This window comes from Acidiluteibacter sp., assembly GCF_055129545.1.
On record NZ_JBSRUB010000005.1, the window covers coordinates 1 to 21,195 of the forward strand.

The 21,195-nt window shown below is 36.7% G+C and carries 16 protein-coding genes; 11 read left to right on the top strand and 5 right to left on the bottom strand.

Annotation, left to right across the window (positions count from 1 at the left end):
* The coding region (locus ACTB0X_RS01730; protein WP_463023253.1) for a T9SS type A sorting domain-containing protein at positions 1-1,257 on the top strand (1,257 nt) is incomplete at its 5' end.
* 255 nt (positions 1,258-1,512) lie between these two features.
* Positions 1,513-6,834, top strand: a complete 5,322-nt coding sequence (locus ACTB0X_RS01735; RefSeq protein ID WP_463023254.1) for a T9SS type A sorting domain-containing protein — start codon at positions 1,513-1,515, stop codon at positions 6,832-6,834.
* Positions 6,835-6,946: 112 nt separating this feature from the next.
* On the opposite strand, the gene uvrA is transcribed toward ACTB0X_RS01735, so the two are convergent.
* Positions 6,947-9,757 (bottom strand): excinuclease ABC subunit UvrA, encoded by a 2,811-nt coding sequence (uvrA, locus tag ACTB0X_RS01740; protein ID WP_463023255.1) that lies wholly within the window; start codon positions 9,755-9,757, stop codon positions 6,947-6,949.
* Between the two features lie 205 nt (positions 9,758-9,962).
* On the opposite strand from uvrA, the gene ACTB0X_RS01745 reads away from it, so the two are divergent.
* Entirely contained in the window at positions 9,963-10,547 is a 585-nt protein-coding gene (locus ACTB0X_RS01745) for an RNA polymerase sigma factor (protein ID WP_463023256.1), read from the top strand.
* 66 nt (positions 10,548-10,613) lie between these two features.
* Entirely contained in the window at positions 10,614-10,817 is a 204-nt protein-coding gene (locus tag ACTB0X_RS01750; protein ID WP_463023257.1) for a hypothetical protein, read from the top strand.
* 39 nt (positions 10,818-10,856) lie between these two features.
* On the opposite strand, the gene nth is transcribed toward ACTB0X_RS01750, so the two are convergent.
* Entirely contained in the window at positions 10,857-11,492 is a 636-nt protein-coding gene (gene nth / locus ACTB0X_RS01755) for an endonuclease III (protein WP_463023258.1), read from the bottom strand.
* Between the two features lie 299 nt (positions 11,493-11,791).
* Here nth and bcp point away from each other — a divergent pair, with 299 nt between their 5' ends.
* The 7 genes from bcp (at position 11,792) to ACTB0X_RS01790 (ending at position 18,541) form a co-directional block, all read left to right on the top strand.
* Positions 11,792-12,253 carry a thioredoxin-dependent thiol peroxidase gene (gene bcp, locus ACTB0X_RS01760; RefSeq protein WP_463023259.1) on the top strand — a complete coding sequence of 154 codons (462 nt, stop codon included), beginning with the start codon at positions 11,792-11,794 and terminating at the stop codon, positions 12,251-12,253.
* Between the two features lie 10 nt (positions 12,254-12,263).
* Positions 12,264-13,277: a recombinase RecA gene (recA, locus tag ACTB0X_RS01765; protein ID WP_463023260.1), complete on the top strand. Its 1,014-nt coding sequence runs from the start codon at positions 12,264-12,266 to the stop codon at positions 13,275-13,277.
* 187 nt (positions 13,278-13,464) lie between these two features.
* Positions 13,465-14,532, top strand: coding sequence for a tetratricopeptide repeat protein (locus ACTB0X_RS01770; RefSeq protein WP_463023261.1), 1,068 nt, complete (start codon positions 13,465-13,467; stop codon positions 14,530-14,532).
* Entirely contained in the window at positions 14,529-16,400 is a 1,872-nt protein-coding gene (gene abc-f, locus ACTB0X_RS01775; RefSeq protein ID WP_463023262.1) for a ribosomal protection-like ABC-F family protein, read from the top strand. Before ACTB0X_RS01770 ends, abc-f begins: the two co-directional genes overlap by 4 nt.
* 83 nt (positions 16,401-16,483) lie before the next feature.
* Positions 16,484-16,942: a hypothetical protein gene (locus tag ACTB0X_RS01780; protein ID WP_463023263.1), complete on the top strand. Its 459-nt coding sequence runs from the start codon at positions 16,484-16,486 to the stop codon at positions 16,940-16,942.
* Positions 16,943-17,223: 281 nt separating this feature from the next.
* The gene (locus tag ACTB0X_RS01785) at positions 17,224-17,808 is read left to right on the top strand and encodes a hypothetical protein (protein ID WP_463023264.1); all 585 of its coding nucleotides are present in this window, start codon (positions 17,224-17,226) and stop codon (positions 17,806-17,808) included.
* A 151-nt stretch (positions 17,809-17,959) separates the two neighbouring features.
* Positions 17,960-18,541, top strand: coding sequence for a hypothetical protein (locus ACTB0X_RS01790; protein ID WP_463023265.1), 582 nt, complete (start codon positions 17,960-17,962; stop codon positions 18,539-18,541).
* A 119-nt stretch (positions 18,542-18,660) separates the two neighbouring features.
* On the opposite strand, the gene ACTB0X_RS01795 is transcribed toward ACTB0X_RS01790, so the two are convergent.
* From ACTB0X_RS01795 to ribD, 3 genes are read right to left on the bottom strand one after another with little or no spacing between them, the layout of a single operon-like run.
* Positions 18,661-19,263: an IMPACT family protein gene (locus tag ACTB0X_RS01795; RefSeq protein WP_463023266.1), complete on the bottom strand. Its 603-nt coding sequence runs from the start codon at positions 19,261-19,263 to the stop codon at positions 18,661-18,663.
* Complete coding sequence (locus tag ACTB0X_RS01800; RefSeq protein ID WP_463023267.1) at positions 19,263-20,126, bottom strand: EamA family transporter; 864 nt, start codon at positions 20,124-20,126, stop codon at positions 19,263-19,265. The genes ACTB0X_RS01795 and ACTB0X_RS01800 overlap by 1 nt, the downstream gene beginning before the upstream one ends.
* Entirely contained in the window at positions 20,123-21,166 is a 1,044-nt protein-coding gene (gene ribD / locus ACTB0X_RS01805) for a bifunctional diaminohydroxyphosphoribosylaminopyrimidine deaminase/5-amino-6-(5-phosphoribosylamino)uracil reductase RibD (RefSeq protein ID WP_463023268.1), read from the bottom strand. Before ribD ends, ACTB0X_RS01800 begins: the two co-directional genes overlap by 4 nt.
* Positions 21,167-21,195 lie beyond the last annotated feature (29 nt).

Genomic DNA, 21,195 nt, shown 5'->3' on the forward strand with positions numbered 1-21,195 from the left:
GGTGTCACTTCATTCAGATTCTGGACCATAAAAGGAGCTTCTTTTAATGGAGATGTTGCTATTGATGACTTTAGAGTATACGATACCGTTGGTGTGAATGCACAAATGGATTCAATTATCTCTCCAACATCAAATTGTGGTTTATCAGCTACCTCAAATGTAACGGTTAAGATTAGTAACGTTGGATTATCAGCGGTATCTAACTTCCCGGTATCTTATGTGTTGAATGGTGGAACACCGGTAGTAGAAACAGTAACTGCGACTATTATCCCAGGTACTAGTTTGAACTATACCTTTACATCCACAGTTAATTTACAAACTGTCGGAAGTTATACGTTAGAAGCAACAGTATCTGTTCCTGGTGATGGAAATACATTGAATGATAAAGTGACTGAAACTGTAAACAGTGGATTTGCTCAAGCATTGAATCTAAACTTCCCTAGTTACTTCAACGGCTTTGAAGGAGCGACAAACAATTGGGTAACTTATGGAACCAATAATTCTTGGGAAATAGGAACGCCAAGTACGTTCTACATCAACAAGGCAGCAACTGGAACTAAAGCTTATGTAACATCAGCGGCAGCAAATCATAATGCAAATGAATTGTCTTATATCGAAACACCATGTTTTGATTTAACCTTCTTTGCTGCAACAGATCCTTTCGACATTAGCTTCCAAGCATTGTTCAAAACTCAGTCTGATTCAGACCAAGTATGGATGGAAATGACCATGAACAATGGAGCGACTTGGACGAAGGTGATGCCTGATCCAGTATTGGCAATTAATTTCTACAACAATACCACTGCCAATGCTTGGGATGGATTCTCCAACGCAGGAGCAGGAAACTACATTCCGGTGTTGAACACATTAACCGGTATTGGTGGAAATTCACAAGTGAAGTTTAGGTTTGTATTCAAATCAAATGGAACAAATGAAAATGATGGATTTGCATTGGATGACTTTAAAATCTCTACGATAATTGGATTGGAGAATCAAACTGCAGAGACTGCAAGCTTTGGTTTATATCCAAACCCAACAAGAGAACATGTAACGATCTCGTTCAAGAATGTTGAAACAGGAAATTACAACTTGACTATTGAAGACGTAAAAGGTCAGAAAGTAGTGAATGAAGTGATCACTGTGAACAGCAGCAATTCTACTAAGAAGGTGAATACTTCTCAGTTTGAGAAAGGCGTTTACTTTGTAAGATTAGTAAACGGTTCTACAATCGTAACTAAGAAGTTAGTAGTGAACTAAGAAAGTACATTCAACTATAACAGTCAAAAGCCCCCAAGATTTTAATCTTGGGGGCTTTTTGTTATGACTAAAAATCTTTTGAAAAAATTGTATTTCTTTTTGCTCGAATAATAAGCTGTTTACTAGTAAAATATAAGCTTTGGTATTATAAATGTCAAAATTTAGGTAAGTGTTTATACTTATTTTTGTATTGAAGTTCTGAGTTTTTATGGTTAATTTAACGAACTGAATAATGTTTTAACCAAAAAAAATACTATGAATTCTTTAAATCAGATTGTTGATCGCTCCCTTTACGAGTTGTTCAAAATGAGAGGTATTGGCTTTTTATCGCTATTCCTCGTAATTTTTTCATTTAATGTAAATGCACAAGGTTATAGTGAAACGACTGCCCCTCAATGTATAGCTACTGGTGCATCGACCCTTAATTTTAGTTTGACTAACCCTCAAACACCTGCAAATGATGGTCAATTGACCATTTATTTTAAAGGTGACCTCGACGGTGGTATACCTGGCGGGGAAATTATGGAATTGTATGATCCAAATAATGTGTTAATTGGAAATACGCCTGCATCATCTGGTCAATGTTTAACAACATATGATTCCGCAACTTTTACAATTCCACTTAATACACTGATTGGGTGGATTGGCGGTCCAACAATCGATATCGATGTGACTGCATTACCTAATGTTAGCACTACATTATGTGCAACAGGTTCATGTGCTTACTTAAAATTAGAGTATCCTTCTGTAACTGGTGATAATGATGCAGCAGTATTGTCAGTTGATTCTCCTAAAGTTTTTTGTGCTGGAGCTCAATCTGTTTATGCAACTATAGCAAATGGAGGAACCAACCAGATTAATTCATTAACTGTAAATTGGGAAGTGAATGGAGTAGCACAAACTCCTTTAGCCTACACTCAACTATTAGACACCATCAATGGAGTTAATCCGAATTCAGCAAGAGTTCTTGTTGGCTCTGCTAATTTTGTTGCAGGTAATAATACTGTAAAAGTTTACACATCGATGCCTAATGGTATTGCTGATACTGTAAATATAAACGATACTTCTTTTGTTAATGTTGTAACAGCAACTGCACCAACCTCGTTAGTATTTTTAAGTGCAACCTTGAATTCAGCAACATTTGATGCAGTAGGAGGAGCCGGTACAATCGAATATGAGTTTGGTTCCGTTGGTTTTACACAGACAACAGGAACACTTGGCTCTGCGAGTACTCCAACATTTACTATTCCAAATTTGTCAGCCAGTACAACTTACGATGTATATGTTCGATCCAATTGTGGATCTGGTGATGTGTCAGCTTGGGTAGGACCATTAACCTTTAATACCGCATATGGGCTTCCTTACTTTGAGGACTTTGAGTTGTTTACAGCAGGAACAATCAATAACCCATGGCCAAGAGGATGGTCATCAACCAATGGTTCTACAGTCCCAAGATGGGAATCAGAAGACGCGACAGGATCCAATGAGAATTCCTTATCAACTGGACCTTTTTATGACAATACAACCCCATCAACGGTTGGTGGTATGTATTTGTTTTTAGAAACTTCAGGAGGTTCATTGGGTGATTCATCAGATATGGTGAGCCCTCCAATTTACATCGACTCTGCTTATAATAATGTATTGTTGGAGTTTTATTATCACATGTATGGAGTAAATATGGGTGACTTAAAACTATATGTGGATACCAATGGGGTTTCTGATTTGTTAATTTCATTCTCAGGTCAACAGCAAACCGCAGGAAGTGATGCTTGGAGGTTGGCAAGTTTAAATTTAGTGGGTTACCAAGGGAAATCTATTGTGTTGCGTTTTGCAGGTATTAGAGGAAGTAGTTATGAAAGTGACATGTCCTTAGATGATATTCGTTTAAGTATTGTTGCCCCTTTAAATGCAGGGGTAGTTGAAGTTCAAAGCCCATCGGGAGCCTTGTGCGCAGGAACAACTACACCTGTTCTAGGAGTGAAAAACTTCGGATCAAACGTGCTAAACAATGTAAAAGTGATGTGGGAAATTAATGGAGTATTAGATTCTGTTTTATACAATACAGCTATTCAACCTGGAGATACAGCATCTGTAAGTTTAAGTCCGGTTACTTTTAACTCTACTTCTATCTATGACATTAAGTTTTATACCAAAGAACCAAATGGTGTGGTGGATCCGATACCTGTTGATGATACATTAAAAATGCCAGGACTACGAACAGGATTAGCAGGAACCTATACATTAGATCCGAATTTGGCTCCAAGTGCAGCTAACTTTACCTCCTTCTCATTATTGTCACAACAACTGTCTAACTATGGATTATGTGGTCCAACTACGGTAAATGTTGCAGCTGGTACTTATACCAATGCATTAGAATTGTCAAATATTTTAGGAATTAGCTCTACCAACACGTTGACCATTGATGGAGGCGATTCTTCTACGACAATCATTTCGGCTACGGGAACTGATTTTGCCGCTTTGACATTGTCAGGTGTGGATTATGTTACTGTAAAGAATATGACTTTAGAATATGTTGGAACAGCAGGTTCAGGAGTAATTGTTGCAAATGCAAACCACAATACAGTTTCTAATTGTATCATTAATGTAGATGCGACAACAACTTTAAGTGGAATCTATGCCATTTCAGTTTCGGGAGCTCCCTCAAGTCACTCAACAGGAGCGATCGCCAATTACAACACATTTTCGAACAATGTAGTTGTTGGTGGATATTATGGGATTAGAGCTTATGGTTCAACAGCTACCCCTGTAGTAGGAACAGTAGTGATGAACAATGAATTTAGAGACCAATACGATTATGGAGCTTATTTTTATTACAACGATTCAGTAGAGTTTATCGGTAATGAAGTAGATATGATTACCAGAGGAAATACAAATGCCGATGGCGCTTATGTTTATTATACTCCAAACTTTAAGTTTAATGAGAATAAGATTTCAGTCTTAGATTATGGTGTATACTTCTATGATTTTAGTCATTACTTTCCACAAACGAGAAAGAATGAAATCATCAACAACATGATTTATTCAGCTAATGATTACGGGATGTACATGTATTATATAGATAGTACCAATATCTATCACAATACAATTGTGACTAACAGTGCAACAATACCTGCAGTGCAGATATATTCAAGTACAACTGTTGCAATAGCAAACTATGACATGCGAAATAATATTTTGTATTCAGGAGGGTCCTTTGCAATGAGAACCAATATACCTGATGTATTTTTGAGTCAAATGGATTACAATGCCTATTATACCTCAGGAAATTCGCTATTATCAATGAATAGTGCTACGTATGCTAACTTAGCGGCATATGTTTCTGCTAATGCAAGTTTGAATGCAAACTCTTTTGAGGGAGCTCCTCAATTTGTAAACTTCCCTACAGATTTACATGTAATCAGTGGAGTGGTGAGTAATACAGGAGACAATACAGTAGGGATATTGACAGATATCGATGGAGATGTTCGTCCGGCAGCAGGAGCGCCAAGCGTTGATATGGGAGCAGACGAATTCTCGCCACCCTTATTGGAATTGGGTTTAACAGCAATTCAGTCTCCAATTTCTGCTTGTGACTTAACAGCTTCAGAAACGGTGACAATAGACATTTTGAATTCAGGACAGAATGCAGCCTCTAACTTTACAGTAGGATTTTCTGTAAATGGAGGAGCTTTTGTAACTGCTAATATAGCAGGTCCATTAGCTTCCGCTGCAACACAAACGTATACGTTTACCCCAACAGCTAATTTATCAGCGGCAGGACCGCATACGATTAAAGCATTTGTTAACTTACCGGGAGATAATATTCAGACTAATGATACCTTGATTAATACTGTTGTGAATACATTGTCAAGCGTTAATCCGAGTATAGAAACGTTTGATTTATTGACGGATGGAGCGACTGATTTCTCACCAATAAATTGGACTGCAACCAATGCAGGAGCTTATGAATGGAGAGCAGAAACGAGTACTACAGGATCATCGGGAACAGGACCAACAGGTGATCATACAGGTAGTGGAACTTACATTTATTCTGAAGCATCTTCAGGAACTATAGGAGATACTATTTATTTGGAATCTACCTGTATTAATGTGACTCCTGTAAATGGAGCAAATAGCTCAACAAGAGTTGACTATTGGTACCACATGTATGGGTCGGATATTGTAGCATTAGGGTTGCAAATTGATTCCGCAGGAAAATGGGTGAATGTGGATACCATTGTAGGTCAGCAGCAAACAGCCAATGCGGATACTTTTAGATTAAGTAGTTTGGATTTAAGCGCCTACCAAGGTTTGGGTATCACTACTTTCAGGTTTTGGACCGTAAAAGGAGCTTCATATGAAGGAGATGTTGCTATTGATGACTTTAGAGTGTATGATACTGTTGGAGTGAATGCTCGAATGGATTCAATTATCTCTCCAGTTTCAAACTGTGGTTTGTCAGCAGCATCTAATGTAACGGTTAAGATCAGTAACGTTGGTTTATCCGCGATATCTAACTTCCCAGTATCTTATGTGTTGAATGGTGGAACACCGGTAGTAGAAACAGTAACTGCGACTATTATCCCAGGTACTAGTTTAAACTATACCTTTACATCAACAGTGAATTTACAAACTGTCGGGAGTTATACGTTAGAAGCAACAGTGTCCGTTCCAGGTGATGGGGATGTATTGAATGATAAAGTGACTGAAACCGTTAATAGCGGCTTTGCACAAGCGTTGAATCAAAACTTTCCAGATTACTTCAACGGCTTTGAAGGTGCTACGAACAATTGGGTAACTTATGGAACCAATAATTCTTGGGAAATAGGAACACCAAGTACGTTCTACATCAATCAGGCAGCTAATGGAACTAAAGCTTATGTGACATCAGCGGCAGCAAATCACAATGCAAATGAATTGTCTTACATTGAAACACCATGTTTTGATTTGACATACTTTGCTGCAACTGATCCTTTTGACATTAGCTTTAACGCTTTGTTTAAAACACAATCAGATTCAGATCAAGTATGGATGGAAATGACCATGAACAATGGAGTGACTTGGACGAAAGTGATGCCTGATCCTTTATTAGCAGTTAATTTCTACAACAACGCTACTGCCAATGCTTGGGATGGATTCTCCAATGCAGGAGCAGGGAACTATATTCCGGTATTGAATACCTTAGTTGGAATTGGTGGAAATTCACAAGTGAAGTTTAGATTTGTATTCAAATCAAATGGAACGAATGAAAATGACGGATTTGCATTGGATGACTTTGAATTAAGGTCTATTTTGTCTACAGGAATTGGAAGTAACAGTCTGAATGCATCAAGCTTTGGGTTGTATCCAAACCCGACAAAAGACAATGTAACAATCTCTTTCAACAACGTAGAAACAGGAAATTACAACTTAACTATAGAAGACGTGAAAGGTCAGAAAGTAGTGAATGAAGTAATTACTGTGAACAATAGCAATTCTACTAAAAAGGTAAACACGTCTCAGTTTGAGAAAGGAGTTTACTTTGTAAGATTAGTAAACGGATCTTCTACAGTAACTAAGAAGTTAGTGGTGAACTAAGAAAGTTCATTCAACTATAACAATCAAAAGCCCTCAAGATTTAATCTTGAGGGCTTTTTTTTGATCGTTTATTTACTTTGATGATTAAATCAAAAAGCTAAAGCATGAAAATTTATGGCTTTATGTATTGACCTGTAATTGACTTTTTGCATTTAGCTAGATCCTTCGGAGTCCCTTCAAACAAAAGGTTGCCACCATTTTTTCCGCCTTCTGGCCCAAGATCAATGACCCAATCCGCGCATTTAATGACATCAGGATTGTGTTCTATTATAATAAGAGAATGACCTTGTTCAATTAATGCATTAAACGCATATAATAATTTGTTGATATCATGAAAGTGTAAACCTGTAGTAGGTTCGTCAAATAAAAAAACTGTTTTATTCTTGCTTTCTCCTTTGGCTAAGTAAAAAGCCAATTTGATGCGTTGTGCTTCTCCACCGCTCAAAGTTGCTGAAGATTGACCCAATTTTACATATCCTAATCCCACATCATATAGAGGAGACAGTTTATCCACGATCTTCTTTATTGTTCGATTTTTCTCGTCAATTTGAAAGAATTCAATGGCATCTTCTATCGTCATTTCTAGAATATCAGAAATGCTTTTATTGTTGTATTGAACTTCAAGCACTTCGTCTTTAAATCGTTTTCCATTGCATTCTTCACATACTAAATGGATATCAGCCATAAATTGCATTTCAATGGTCACTTCACCTTCTCCTTGACATACATCACAGCGACCGCCATCAATATTAAATGAAAAGTGACCGGCTTTATAACCTCTTTTCTTAGACAATGGTAATCCAGCATACAAAGCCCTAATCTCATCATATGCTTTGACATAAGTTACCGGATTACTTCTAGAAGATTTTCCAATCGGGTTTTGATCTATAAATTCAATCTGATTGAATAGATTAACATTTCCTTCAATACCTGAGAAATCTCCTGTTTTATCGGCAATTCCACCCTTCAGCTTTTTTAATGCAGGGTAGAAGATCGACTTTATTAAAGTAGATTTTCCTGACCCACTCACCCCTGTAACTACTACCATGCATTCCAAAGGAATCTTTACATCAAATCCTTTTAAATTGTGATGCTTAACTTTCTTAAGGGTAATGGACTCTTTCCATTTTCTGGTTTTATCTGGGGTTGCAATTTCTTCCTTTCCATTAATGTATCTAGCTGTTAAACTTTTACTATCAGCCAACAACTCCTTTTGGTTTCCTTGAAAAATGAGTTCTCCGCCATGAGATCCTGCTAAAGGACCCAAGTCGATGACTTCATCGGCAGCTAAAATAATCTCCTCATCGTGCTCTACCACAATTACCGTATTTCCAAGGTCTCTTAGCGACTTTAAAATGACAATAAGTCTTTCTGTATCTTTTGGGTGCAAACCGATGCTAGGTTCGTCCAAAATATACATGGAGCCAACGAGGCTACTTCCTAATGAAGTTGCTAAGTTAATTCGTTGAGATTCTCCACCTGAAAGGGTTGAAGAATTTCGATTTAATGTTAAATAACCTACACCTACATCATTGAGGTATTTTAAACGATTTTTGATTTCAATCAATAAACGTTTTGCGACAGTGGCGTCATAGGTATTCAATGTTAAGTCAGTGAACAAAGGATGAAGTTCATCTACCGGCATAACCACCAAATCACTCAATGAATGGCCATCAATTTTAACATAATCGGTGGCCTCTTTCAGCCTTTTGCCTTCACAAGCAGGGCAAGTAGTTTTTCCCCGGTATCGGGCTAACATCACCCGATATTGAATCTTGTATGTTTTCTTTTCTAAGTATTCAAAAAAGGTATCCAATCCATTGAAATGCTGATTTCCTCTCCATAGTAATTTATATTGTGCAGGAGTTAATTCGTCTATTGGTTTGTGAATTGGAAAGTCAAACTTTTCAGCGTTGTAGATCAATTGATCTTTCCATTCTGACATTTTTTCTCCTACCCAAGGTGCAATGGCGTTTTCATAAACAGATAAGGCCGGGTTTGGGATCACTAAATGTTCGTCTACGCCAATTACTTTTCCGTATCCATCGCACTTTGGACATGCTCCTATCGGATTGTTAAAACTAAAGAAATGCACATTTGGTTCTGTGAATTCCATTCCATCTGCTTCAAAACGATTGGAGAAATTGTGTAAATCGTAAGTTTTATCAGCTTTTTGAACCGCTACTAAAGCATCTCCATTACCTTCAAAAAAAGCAGTTTCAGTAGAGTCGGCAATTCGGCTTATGGTCTCTTCATCTTTTTTAGTAATGAATCGATCGATAATCAAATAAAGAGTTGATTTTTTTGAAATGCTCTTTTCATCTAAGTCCTCTATTTTAATGATGGTGTCATCTATAAATAGTCGGCTATAACCTTGTTGCATTAATAAATCAATTTGTTCCTTTTGTGTTCGACCCATTTTTACCAATAAAGGCGTGATGATGAGTCCTTTTGTGCCATCTTCCAATGTCTCGAACAAATCGGTTACATCTTTTACGGTATTCTTTTTTACTTCATCTCCAGAAATGGGGGAGTAGGTTCTACCAATTCTTGCATAGAGCAATTTTAGGTAATCATAAATTTCGGTCACCGTTCCTACTGTTGATCTCGCATTGGTGCTATTTACTTTTTGCTCGATGGCAATAGCAGGGGCAACTCCCTTGATATAATCTACATCCGGCTTATTTACCTTGCCTAAAAATTGTCGGGCGTATGACGAAAGGCTTTCTACATACCTTCTTTGTCCTTCTGCATATAAAGTGTCAAATGCCAAAGACGACTTTCCAGAACCAGACAGTCCGGTGATTACAACTAGCTTATTTCTAGGGATGGCAACATCAATATTTTTTAAATTATGCATTCTAGCACCCTTGATTAAAATGAATTTTCGAGGGTCTAATTGATCAAATTTTTGGGAAGACATGTATTTCTTAAATTTGTAGAATAACAAAATTACTTTTCTTTTGTTAACTTTGAGAACGAAGAAATTTTGCATTGTACACAATAATGCATAATTCCTGTCGTTATAAGTTCAACCAAAACACCATTTAAACCAAAATAGCCTATCGTATAAATTTTACTTTTTTAATCAATTCTTTCTGTACTAACCAATTGAAAAAGTTAAATTTATGAATCTAATTAAAGCAACTGATAGAGATTTAATAAGGCAGTATTTAGGTGGGAGTGAAGCAGCATTTGAAGCTTTACTGAAAAGACATCAATCAAAAGTATTTTCTTACATTTTATATACTGTTAAAGACGAAGATATCGCCAATGATATTTTTCAGGACACTTTTATAAAAGTTGTTCGCACATTGAAACGTGGAAAATACAATGAAGAAGGCAAATTCTTGCCTTGGGTGAGTAGAATAGCTCACAATCTAATTATCGATCATTTCAGACGATTGAAAAAAATGCCAACCACGAGTGGAGGTGATGATTTTGATATTTTTGAAGTGATCCCTTCCAATGAAGGAAATGTATCTGATGGGATGGAGAAATCTCAAATGATGTCTGATGTGAAAGCATTGATAAAACATTTACCGGATGATCAAAAAGAAGTGTTAATGATGCGGATGTATTTTGACATGAGTTTTAAAGAAATAGCCGATAAAACTGGCGTAAGCATCAATACAGCATTGGGGCGTATGAGATATGCTTTAATTAATTTGCGTAAGCTGATTAAAGAAAACAACATTATTTTGACAAATTAAAAGGTAGTTGGCAATAATTCGAATTGTTTGGCGTTTTGATAGAAATAAACATAAAAAACAAAGCGAATGGGTAACAATACTACTTTTGATTTAAATGCATATTTGAGTGAAGAAAATAGAAGTTTAGAGCATTACGCTGAAACTTCAAAAGAAAAAATGATACAGAAACAACCCACTCAACAATCGATAAGAACAATTTTATCGTTCTCAAGAGCACTTGAGGTAAAAAAATCGAAATCCTTTGGTTGGATAGAAAATTTGAATAATTAGTTAAAAAGAAAAAGAGGAGAAGCGAAAGTTTCTCCTTTTTTAATGCGCTAAACTTTTTCTTCCAACTACCGAACAAATCGGGCAGGTCTCTATTTTGTGCCCTCTAGCTGGACAATATTCTCGTCCAAAAAAGATGATTTGAAGGTGTAGTTTGTTCCATAATTCCTTAGGAAATAAACGCTTCGCATCTTTTTCAGTCTGAACGACGTTTTTTCCGTTGGTTAAATTCCATCGATACATTAAACGGTGAATGTGCGTATCTACAGGAAAAGCAGGAACACCAAAAGCCTGTGACATCACTACTGAAGCTGTTTTATGTCCTACTCCAGGTAATTTTTCTAATTCTTCAAATGAATCTGGAACTTCACCATTGTGATTGTCGATGATCATTTGAGAAAGTACCGAAATGGCTTTTGATTTTTGCGGGGAAAGGCCACAAGGTCGAATGATAGCTTTAATATCTTCTACGTTTTGTTTTGCCATGTCATAAGGATTATCTGCCAATTGCCATAAATGAGGTGTAACTTGATTCACCCGAACATCGGTGCATTGCGCAGACAATAATACGGCTACTAATAAGGTGTAGGAGTTGTGGTGATCTAATGGAATTGGAACAGTCGGATATAATTCTTCTAGCTTCTCTAATACAAAGGTTACTTTTTCTTGTTTAGTCATGGTTGAGAGATAAAAAACAAAAGTAACACCAATTAACCTTTTAATTGTCATGCTAGGTATATAAGATAAATGGTTAAAAGCTTAATTGTTAAAAGGTGTAAATTGGGAATGCCGAGCTGTTAGCAAACGAGTAGACGAGGAACGATGGATACGACATTTGATAACGCAATCGGTATAACGGATTAATGTTTGGTAAATAAAATTGAAAAAAAATCAATAAAACTTTGGAGATTTAAAATTAAAAAGTATTTTACTTTAGTTCAAAATGACGAAATAATCGTCAAAATAATGATGAATATATGAGCAAATTAAAAGTAGGTAGTAAAGTTCCTGAATTTGAAGGGAAAGATGAAAATGGAAAGTCGATTAAATGGTCTGACTTTAAAGGTAAAAAATTAGTGATGTATTTTTATCCAAAAGACATGACTCCAGGTTGCACGAATCAAGCTTGTAATTTAAAAGAGAATTATGATGAATTGATTAAGAATGGTTTTGAGATCATAGGTGTAAGTGCCGATGATGGGATAAGACATCAGAAATTCATTTCCAAGTATGAGTTGCCTTTTCATTTAATTGCGGATACCAACAAAGAAATAATCAATCAATTTGGAGTTTGGGGACCTAAAAAATTCATGGGAAAAGAATACGAAGGAATTATCCGTACTACATTTGTGATTAATGAAGAAGGAATTATTTCATCCGTTATAGAAAAAGTAAAAACAAAAGATCATAGTCAACAAATATTAGACACAATCGCATAATTATACAAAGATGGCAAAAGCAGAAAAAGACGTACAAGACCAGAAGTTAAAAGCACTTCAATTAACCATTGATAAGCTAGAGAAAACTTACGGCAAAGGATCAATCATGAAAATGGGAGATCAAGCTGTGGAGGACATTGATTCAATTCCATCAGGCTCAATTTCGCTAGATTTAGCGTTAGGAGTTGGTGGTTTCCCTAGAGGAAGAATAGTAGAAATTTATGGACCAGAATCGTCTGGTAAAACTACATTAGCAATTCACGCTATTGCAGAAGTTCAAAAACAAGGTGGTATCGCTGCATTTATTGATGCGGAACACGCTTTTGATAGAACCTATGCTGAGAATTTGGGTGTGGATACAGAAAACCTATTTATCTCTCAACCAGATAATGGGGAACAAGCATTGGAGATTACTGAAAATTTAATCCGTTCAGGAGCAATTGATTTAATCGTTATTGACTCTGTAGCTGCTTTGACTCCTAAAGCGGAGATCGAGGGAGAAATGGGTGATTCAAGAATGGGATTACAAGCAAGGTTGATGTCTCAAGCATTGAGAAAATTGACGGGAACCATCAATAAAACTGGCTGTTGCTGTATATTCATCAACCAATTAAGAGAGAAAATTGGGGTCATGTTCGGTAATCCAGAAACAACCACTGGTGGTAATGCATTGAAATTTTATTCTTCTGTTAGAATTGATATTCGAAGAAGTTCGCAAATTAAAAACGGTGAAGAAATCGCTGGTAACAGAGTGAAAGTAAAAATCGTGAAGAATAAAATTGCACCACCATTTAGAAAGGCAGAGTTCGACATCATGTATGGAGAAGGTATCTCTAAAGTAGGTGAGATTGTCGATTTAGGGGTAGATTTCGATATCATTAAAAAGAGCGGTAGCTGGTTCAGCTACGGAGAGACTAAATTAGGTCAAGGTCGTGACGCCGTTAAAATGTTAATTGGAGACAATCCTGAATTGATGGATGAGTTGGAAGCAAAGATTAAAGAAAGAATGCAACAACCTGTCTAATCATAGATTGAATTTGAATCTACTTATTCTTTAGTTTTCCAATAGATTCTATTGAAGATAGACGAGTTTAAGGAGTATTGAAGGTTTTAATTTAAAACGAAGTCAATAATTCAGTCCTGACGATTTTAAAATATTTAATTTTATGCCCTGTTTGATTACAAACAGGGCATTTTTAATTTTACTGATTATGATAAAACGAACCATTCTATTCTTTTCCGTTGGGATTATCTTATTTTCTTGCGGTGATGCTGCTAAAAATGAAACTTCTGTTGCCGTTGAGGAACAGCAAATCACAGAAGAAAGTCAAACGGAATTAGCTTTTAAGGACAAAATGTCGGCAGCTAATCAAGCGATAAAGGCTGATCTAAATAATGCGAACCTTTATGCAGATCGAGCTAAATTATTTCTAGAAGTAAGTGACTTAGCTGCAGCTTCAGCTGATTTGAAAAGAGCATTGAGTTTAGATTCAAATAACTACAGTGTGTATATTGTTTTGGGTGATTTGCAAGCTGCTCAAGGGCAGTTTGAGCCAACGAAGTATGCCTTTGAAATGGCTTACAAAAATGCAAAAAACAAAGAAGAAAGAGCGAATGCCTACTTGAAGATTGGAGAAATCTATTATGTCATTCAAGACTATGATAAAGCCTTGGAATTTGCTGATAAATCACTAAGAGAAGATCAGTACAACGCAGATATATACTATTTAAAAGGTTTGGTGTTTGATGCTCAGGGCAATGAAGAGCGTGCATTGAGTTCTTGGCAAACTGCTGTGGAGCAAGATCCTAAAAATGTTAAATCTTATTTGCAATTGGCTATCGCCTATGGCGATAAAAATGATCCATTGGTGATTGATTACACCAATAACATTTTGTCAATTGATTCTTCAAATGTAAATGCGCTGTATACTCAAGCCATGTATCAGCAAGAGCACGATTTGTTGAATGAAGCAATGGATAACTACACCAAAATCATGAGAATTAATCCACAGATGCGTGAAGCTCCTTACAATATGGGGTACATTCATTTGGTTCATTTGAAATTATACAGCGAAGCAAAAAAGTATTTTGAAAAAGCGATTAAAATTGACCCTAAGTACTATGAAGCCTATTACAATTATGGCTACTGTTTTGAATTGTTAGGAGACATTCAAAACGCTGAGAAAATTTATAAAAAAGCACTAGAAATTAAGCCGGATTATACGGCTGCGGCAAATGGAATGAGCCGTGTAACTGATATTAGAACAATAAACGAATGAATTACCTATCTGTAGAAGAATTGAGTAAAAACTTTGGCGACAGAGTATTATTTGATAAAATATCATTCGGAGTAGAAAAAGGGCAAAAAATTGCCTTGATCGCAAAAAATGGAGCTGGAAAAACGACTTTTTTAAATTGCTTAATTGGTAAGGAACCAGTTAGTGAAGGAAGAGTGGTGTGGAGAAATGATATTACTGTTGGGTATTTAAGTCAAGAGCAAATCTTTGATTCAACGCATAGTATTAATGAGGAGATTTTTAAGGCGGATAACACTTTTATGCAAGCCATTAATTTCTATAATGACGCTGTTGAGAATGGAGCTGATGCGGATACTTTTCAGCAGGCCATGGATCAGATGGACAGTTTGCAAGCCTGGGATTACGAAGCAAAACTAAAGCAGATTCTAGGTTCGTTGCAGTTGTATGACCTAGAGCAAAGAGTAAATACCCTTTCAGGTGGGCAGAAAAAACGATTGGCTTTGGCTAAAGTGCTAATTGAACAACCTGAGTTTATTATTCTCGATGAGCCTACCAACCACCTAGATTTAGAAATGATTGAGTGGTTAGAGAATTATTTAGCTACGGAGAATATGACACTGTTGATGGTGACTCACGACCGTTACTTTTTGGAGCGGGTGTGTGATTCAATTATCGAAATTGATAATGGACAATTATATGCCTATAAAGGAAGTTATGGGTACTACATTGAGAAAAAGCAAGAGCGGGAATCGATTACGATGAGCGAAATTGAGAAAGCGAAGAACTTATACAAGAAAGAGCTCGATTGGATGCGCAGAATGCCACAAGCACGCGCCACCAAAGCTAAATCTAGGCAAGATGCTTTTTATGAAGTAGAGAAATCTGCGAAACGAAGAATCACGAAAGAAGAAGTGAAGCTAGAAGTAGTTGGCCAACGAATGGGTGGAAAGATTTTAGAATTTCACCATTTGCGCAAGAGTTTTGACGAGAAGAAAATTGTAGAAGATTTCAACTATACTTTTAAGCGTGGAGACCGAGTTGGAATCGTTGGTCCGAATGGAGTAGGGAAGTCGTCTTTTATAAAATTGATTACCGGTGAGCTAGAAGCTGACGCTGGGAAAATTGTACAAGGAGAAACTGTTGTGGTTGGGCATTATGCGCAAGATGGGATGACCCTTGACGAGGACAAACGAATCATTGATGTGGTAAAAGACATCGCAGAGATTATTCCATTGGCGAAAGGGCGAAAAATTACGGCTTCTCAATTTTTGGAGCGATTCTTATTTCCTCCAAAGCAGCAATATACTTATGTTTCAAAGTTGAGTGGTGGAGAAAAACGTCGATTATATCTATTGACGGTATTGATGGACAACCCGAACTTCTTGATTCTGGATGAGCCAACCAACGACTTGGACATAATGACACTGAATGTACTGGAAGATTTCTTGATGGAATTTGAAGGTTGCGTGATGGTGGTAACTCACGATCGTTTCTTTATGGACAAGATTGTGGATCATTTATTTGTCTTTAAGGGCGAAGGAGTCATCAAAGACTTTAATGGAAAGTACACCGACTACAAAGAAGAAACAAAGCGAGAGGCCAAAGAAGCAGCTCAATTAGCGAAAGCGGAGCAAGTAAAAAATGCGGCTCCAGTGGTTGAGAAAACCAAGGAGAAAAAGAAGCTGAGCTTCAATGAGCAACGAGAATTTGACGGTTTGGAAAAATCAATGGCTCAATTGGAAAAGCGGAAAGCTGAAATCAATGAATTGATGCTAAGCGGTATTTCTGATGCGGAAAAGATCACCAACCTATCAAAAGAATTGTCTACCATTAACAATGACTTGGAAGAACAAGAAATGCGTTGGTTGGAATTGTCGGAGTTGGTATAGGGTTGATTAATAAAATTTCTTCAAAGTCAATTATAGTGACTGATCTAATTGTTAAGTTAGCAGATACTTAAAAATAGTATCATATGGAGGTTGTGTTTGCAATTGTATGTTGTGGTATATTAGTTGGATTTGTAGTTTATAGACGCAAAAAGCAATTAAGGTTAATGAATGAGCTAAAGAATTCTAACTTATTTAGGGAAATGCTTGTTAATGGATACAAGCAAGTTGATAAAAATAGAATTGCAGGTATCTATCAAGGTTATCAAATAGGACTTTATTGGCATGAAGACCCACAATCAAGTTTAAAAGTTTATGCAACTATTGATTGTTATATTCCTTTTGTAAAGACAAAAGGGGGGGTAAGAAAAATGGTTGAATTTTCAAAAAGGTATAAATCTTCTGGATATGCAATTGATTCAAAAATGAGTTTTAGTAAAGAAATGAATCTTGACTATATACTAAGGGTAACTTATGCTGACATTAATGATTTATTTTCTGAAATGGTCGCTATCGCTAAGAAAGAGGGATTTGATCCTGTCTGAAAAAATGCTCAACCTATCAAAAGAACTGTCTACCATTAACAATGACTTGGAAGAACAAGAAATGCGTTGGTTGGACTTGTCGGAGTTGGTTTATGAAAATCATATTTGTATAGTTTTTTGGTCATTTATTAGTGGGGGACTGTTTTCTACAGTTAACTCATTAATAGATAGGTGGTCTGTAACTATATTTCAACTATTTCTCTTATCTTCGGTTGTGTAAAAAATATAATTTGGATATGACGCATTGAGTGCGTCATATCCATTTGTTGTGCATAATATAAATGAACCGAAACAGACTAATCATATTAACCATAGGACTTCTCTTAATTCTGGCAGGAATTTGGGCTTATCCAAAAATTGACCAATTCTTCAAAGTTGACAGTTGCTTGGATAAAGGCGGAAGATGGAATTATGAAACTAAAAAGTGTGAATTCGAATCCAAGGAAGAGCATACAGTTTCACACAAGACTGACAGCTCGAAGGGTTATAATCAACTTGCTGATGAGCAAAACAGAAAGACTTACACAATTTCAGAATACAACACAGATTTAGAAAATAAAAATATTGACCGACCTGAAAAGACAATAATCACCAACCCAACAGTTGATACCACAGAGCTATTCAAAATTTGGACTTTAGACCCTGACGGACCTCATGCGGACTTTTGGTTTAAACCTACTGAATTTTATGTCGTGGACTATGACGGTGATGGAGCAATGCCGTACTTATTGAATCGAGACAGCTTGACAATATTCTACAACGACTTTATTCAAAAAGGAAAGATTGTTTCGGTAATTAAGGACACTTTGAAAATTCATTGGGAAGAAACAGAGAGTCCGACCCAATATTTAGAATGGAAAAATTAAAAAATACTATGCACAACAACGCATATAGCTTATGGCGGATAAAACGCTAAATTCAAGGTTTCGGTAATTAACTAAGTTCGTCTCGGGTGGGCAGGAAAGTGCTTCGAAACCGCCACAAGCCATATGCAAAACGTTACCCAACATTAAAAAAATGAAATCAGAAATAAAATACATAGAACAAAAGAATGGATTTTCAGACAAAGGACCAGCTTGGATTGGACTAGTTTCCTATTCCAAAAGCGGAAAGACATTATACTTTGATGGAAAAGCTCTTCAGAGTCTTAAAGGAGCACGTTCTGGCGGAAATTATTTTGACATTGAAACTAATGATGAATATTGGATTTCGAGCGTTAAAAAAGATATGAGTGATAGACATTGGGCTGGTGGAGGAAAAATATTTGTGGAAAAAAGAATCTTAAATGATTACTTACAAATTATTGACAGAACCAAACTGCCGAAATCCGATTATGAACTGACTGATGTAAAAACGGAAATACCAATTGAGAGAATTTACGAATTTGAAAATCAAACATTCGAGCCAATTGAATTTGGTCGCGAATTATATTCTAAAAAACCGAATGAATTGACCGAACAGGAAATACTGTTTTTGCTTATTGATTTAGAAAAAAGTGCAAATAGTCCTCAATATAAGAAAACAAGAAGGAGTATTAATTCAAGACGAATTGAATTAGAAGCGGAACTTGACAAACGTGGAATAAAAAACGTTGGGTAACACCGTATAAAAAAAATGCTAGTTTTAGCTAAACCAAAGTTTGTTGCTCGTTTGCTAGCTTCTGATTTTCCTTCGGAAAACACAGCTCCGCTATGTTTGCAACCCTACAGTAGAAACAATCAACCATTAACAATTAAAAGCTCCACATCATGCAACGGCTCAAAAGCCTGCAATACCTGTTCTTGTTCTGAAATTTTACAGCTAAAGATCAGTTTACAACTCAATTGAAAGTCCGTTTCCACCACATTCCAATTGTATTTTTCAACCGTTCCCATCACATCACCCATGCGGGCATATTCAAATTTAGCGGTAAAAACCACAGGGACGTATTCTTTGATGATTTTGGCTTGCTCTAGTGCATCATTAGCGGCTGTCTTATACGCTTGAATCAATCCGCCAACGCCTAACTTGGTTCCTCCGAAATACCGCACCACAGCCACTAATACATTGGTCAACTCAAAAGAACGAATTTGTCCAAAAATGGGTTGTCCCGCCGAACCGGAAGGTTCTCCATCGTCATTGATTCGATAGGTTTCTAGATCCGCCCCAAGTCGGTAAGCATAACAAACATGCCTGCTTTGGTGATGCATTCCCGCCAATCGTTCCAGGTGTTCTTTTACTTGGGCTTCATCCGTCACAGGAATGGCATAGCCAATAAACTTGCTGCCTTTCTCTTTGTACAAGCTTTCGCTTTCTGCTGATATGGTTAAAAAGTAATCCATTAAATCCCCCAAGCTATTAATGCAATGGCTAGAAAACAAACGATCAATCCGACAACGTTCATTTTTGATAGTCGTTCTTTAAAAAACGCAATGGAGAAGAGACTCGTAAATAAAACCACTCCCATATTGTTAATCGGAAATACGACTGAGCTTTCCATATTGTCATGTGCCAGTGCTTTAAAGATAAATGTGATGCTTAAATAATTAACTCCTCCCAACACAATTCCACCAATGATTGTTGACAAGGTGGTTGTTCTAAGTTTTTGAAATTGAAAAATCAAAATAATCCAACCTACTAAAGCAGCTGCAGTAAAAAGAGTGGGTATAAAATAGGTGGAGTTGCTTTCTTCAGTAAGGTAAAGAAATTGGGTGTGTTTGACATAAGTGTCAAGCAAGCCGCTAAATATAAATAGTGATACTGGCAGCAACCATTGACGAGAGACATCTACTACTTTTTCCTTTTTAGTCGCTAAATAAAGCCCGATAAGCGCTAGAATAATTCCAAGGATTTTGTAAACATTAATGGAATCATTGTACAACCAAAATGCGAAAAACACTGGAATGATAACCGACATTTTATTAGCGACAGAAGCCACAGAAGCTCCCAATCGTTGGGCAGTAATGGCCATTAAATAAAAGGAAGCGATGAAGCTTCCTCCAAGAATAAGTGCATTGGAGATCCAACCGGCTGAAATGATTTGGGAGACCTCAATGGTTTCGTTAGGAACGATAAAGCCAATGATAGCCGCTACGGTATAATTAATGACGATAGCTGTAAACGTATTCACTGAATAGTTGCTGAAACTTCTAAAAATCACAAATATGAAAGAAGCAAAAAGTATACTGAGCAGTAAATAAATCATTTCTTCGTAGAATAGTAAAGTGCCAATTGATCAGTGTCAACTGCTTCAATAGAATTCGGGGATTGATTCAACAATGGAGCTTTCAATCCTTTTTCAAAGTTTTTGGCGGCGGTCAATACTCTAGCTTCATCCCAAATGCCAGCTTCAATAAATTGATTCAAGGTGGCTTTTCCGCCTTCGATAATGACGCTTTGTATGTTTTCTTCATGCAAAGCAGTTAGTACTTCATTGATTGAGTGAGTCGAATTGACTTTCTTATAATGAATGTTCTTTTCTACTTTTTCGATTACCTCATTGATGACAATCGTTTTACTCGATTCATCAAAAATGGCTTTGTCTGTTGGTAGTTCTAAGTTTCTGTCAATCACAATCCGTGTTGGATTTTTTCCTGTGACTTCACGAGTCGTCAAGCTAGGATTGTCATTTTTTACTGTATTGAACCCGACTAAAATGCCGTCTTCTTTACTTCTCCATTGATGGCTCAATCGTTTCGATGCTGGATTCGTAATCCAATAAGGGGTGTTTGGATTGTCAGTCCGGTCAATGTCCATGAATCCATCTTGAGTTTGCGCCCATTTCAGAATAATATACGGCCGTTTTTTGGTGTGGAAAGTAAAGAACCGTCGATTGATAAAAGCCGCCTCATTCTCCAAAATGCCAAAAGTGACGTCAACTCCGTTTTCTTGTAAATATTTGATGCCTGTTCCATTGACTGCTGCAAAAGGATCTATATTGGCAATCACCACTTTTGGAATCTGGTGTTTTACGATCAAATGGGAGCAAGGCGGTGTTTTCCCGAAATGGTTACACGGTTCCAGGCTCACATAAATAGTCGATTCTTTCAGCAGCGATTTATCCTTCACCGCATTCACCGCGTTCACTTCAGCATGCGGGCCACCATATTGTTGATGATAACCTTCTCCTATAATTTTGTCATTGTGCACAATTACTGATCCCACCATTGGATTTGGGCTAACACTTCCAAGTCCTTTTTGGGCGATTTCTAAGCATCTGAGGATATACTTTTCATGCACATTCATGCCGTCAAAAGTAGTTTTTTTATTTACTT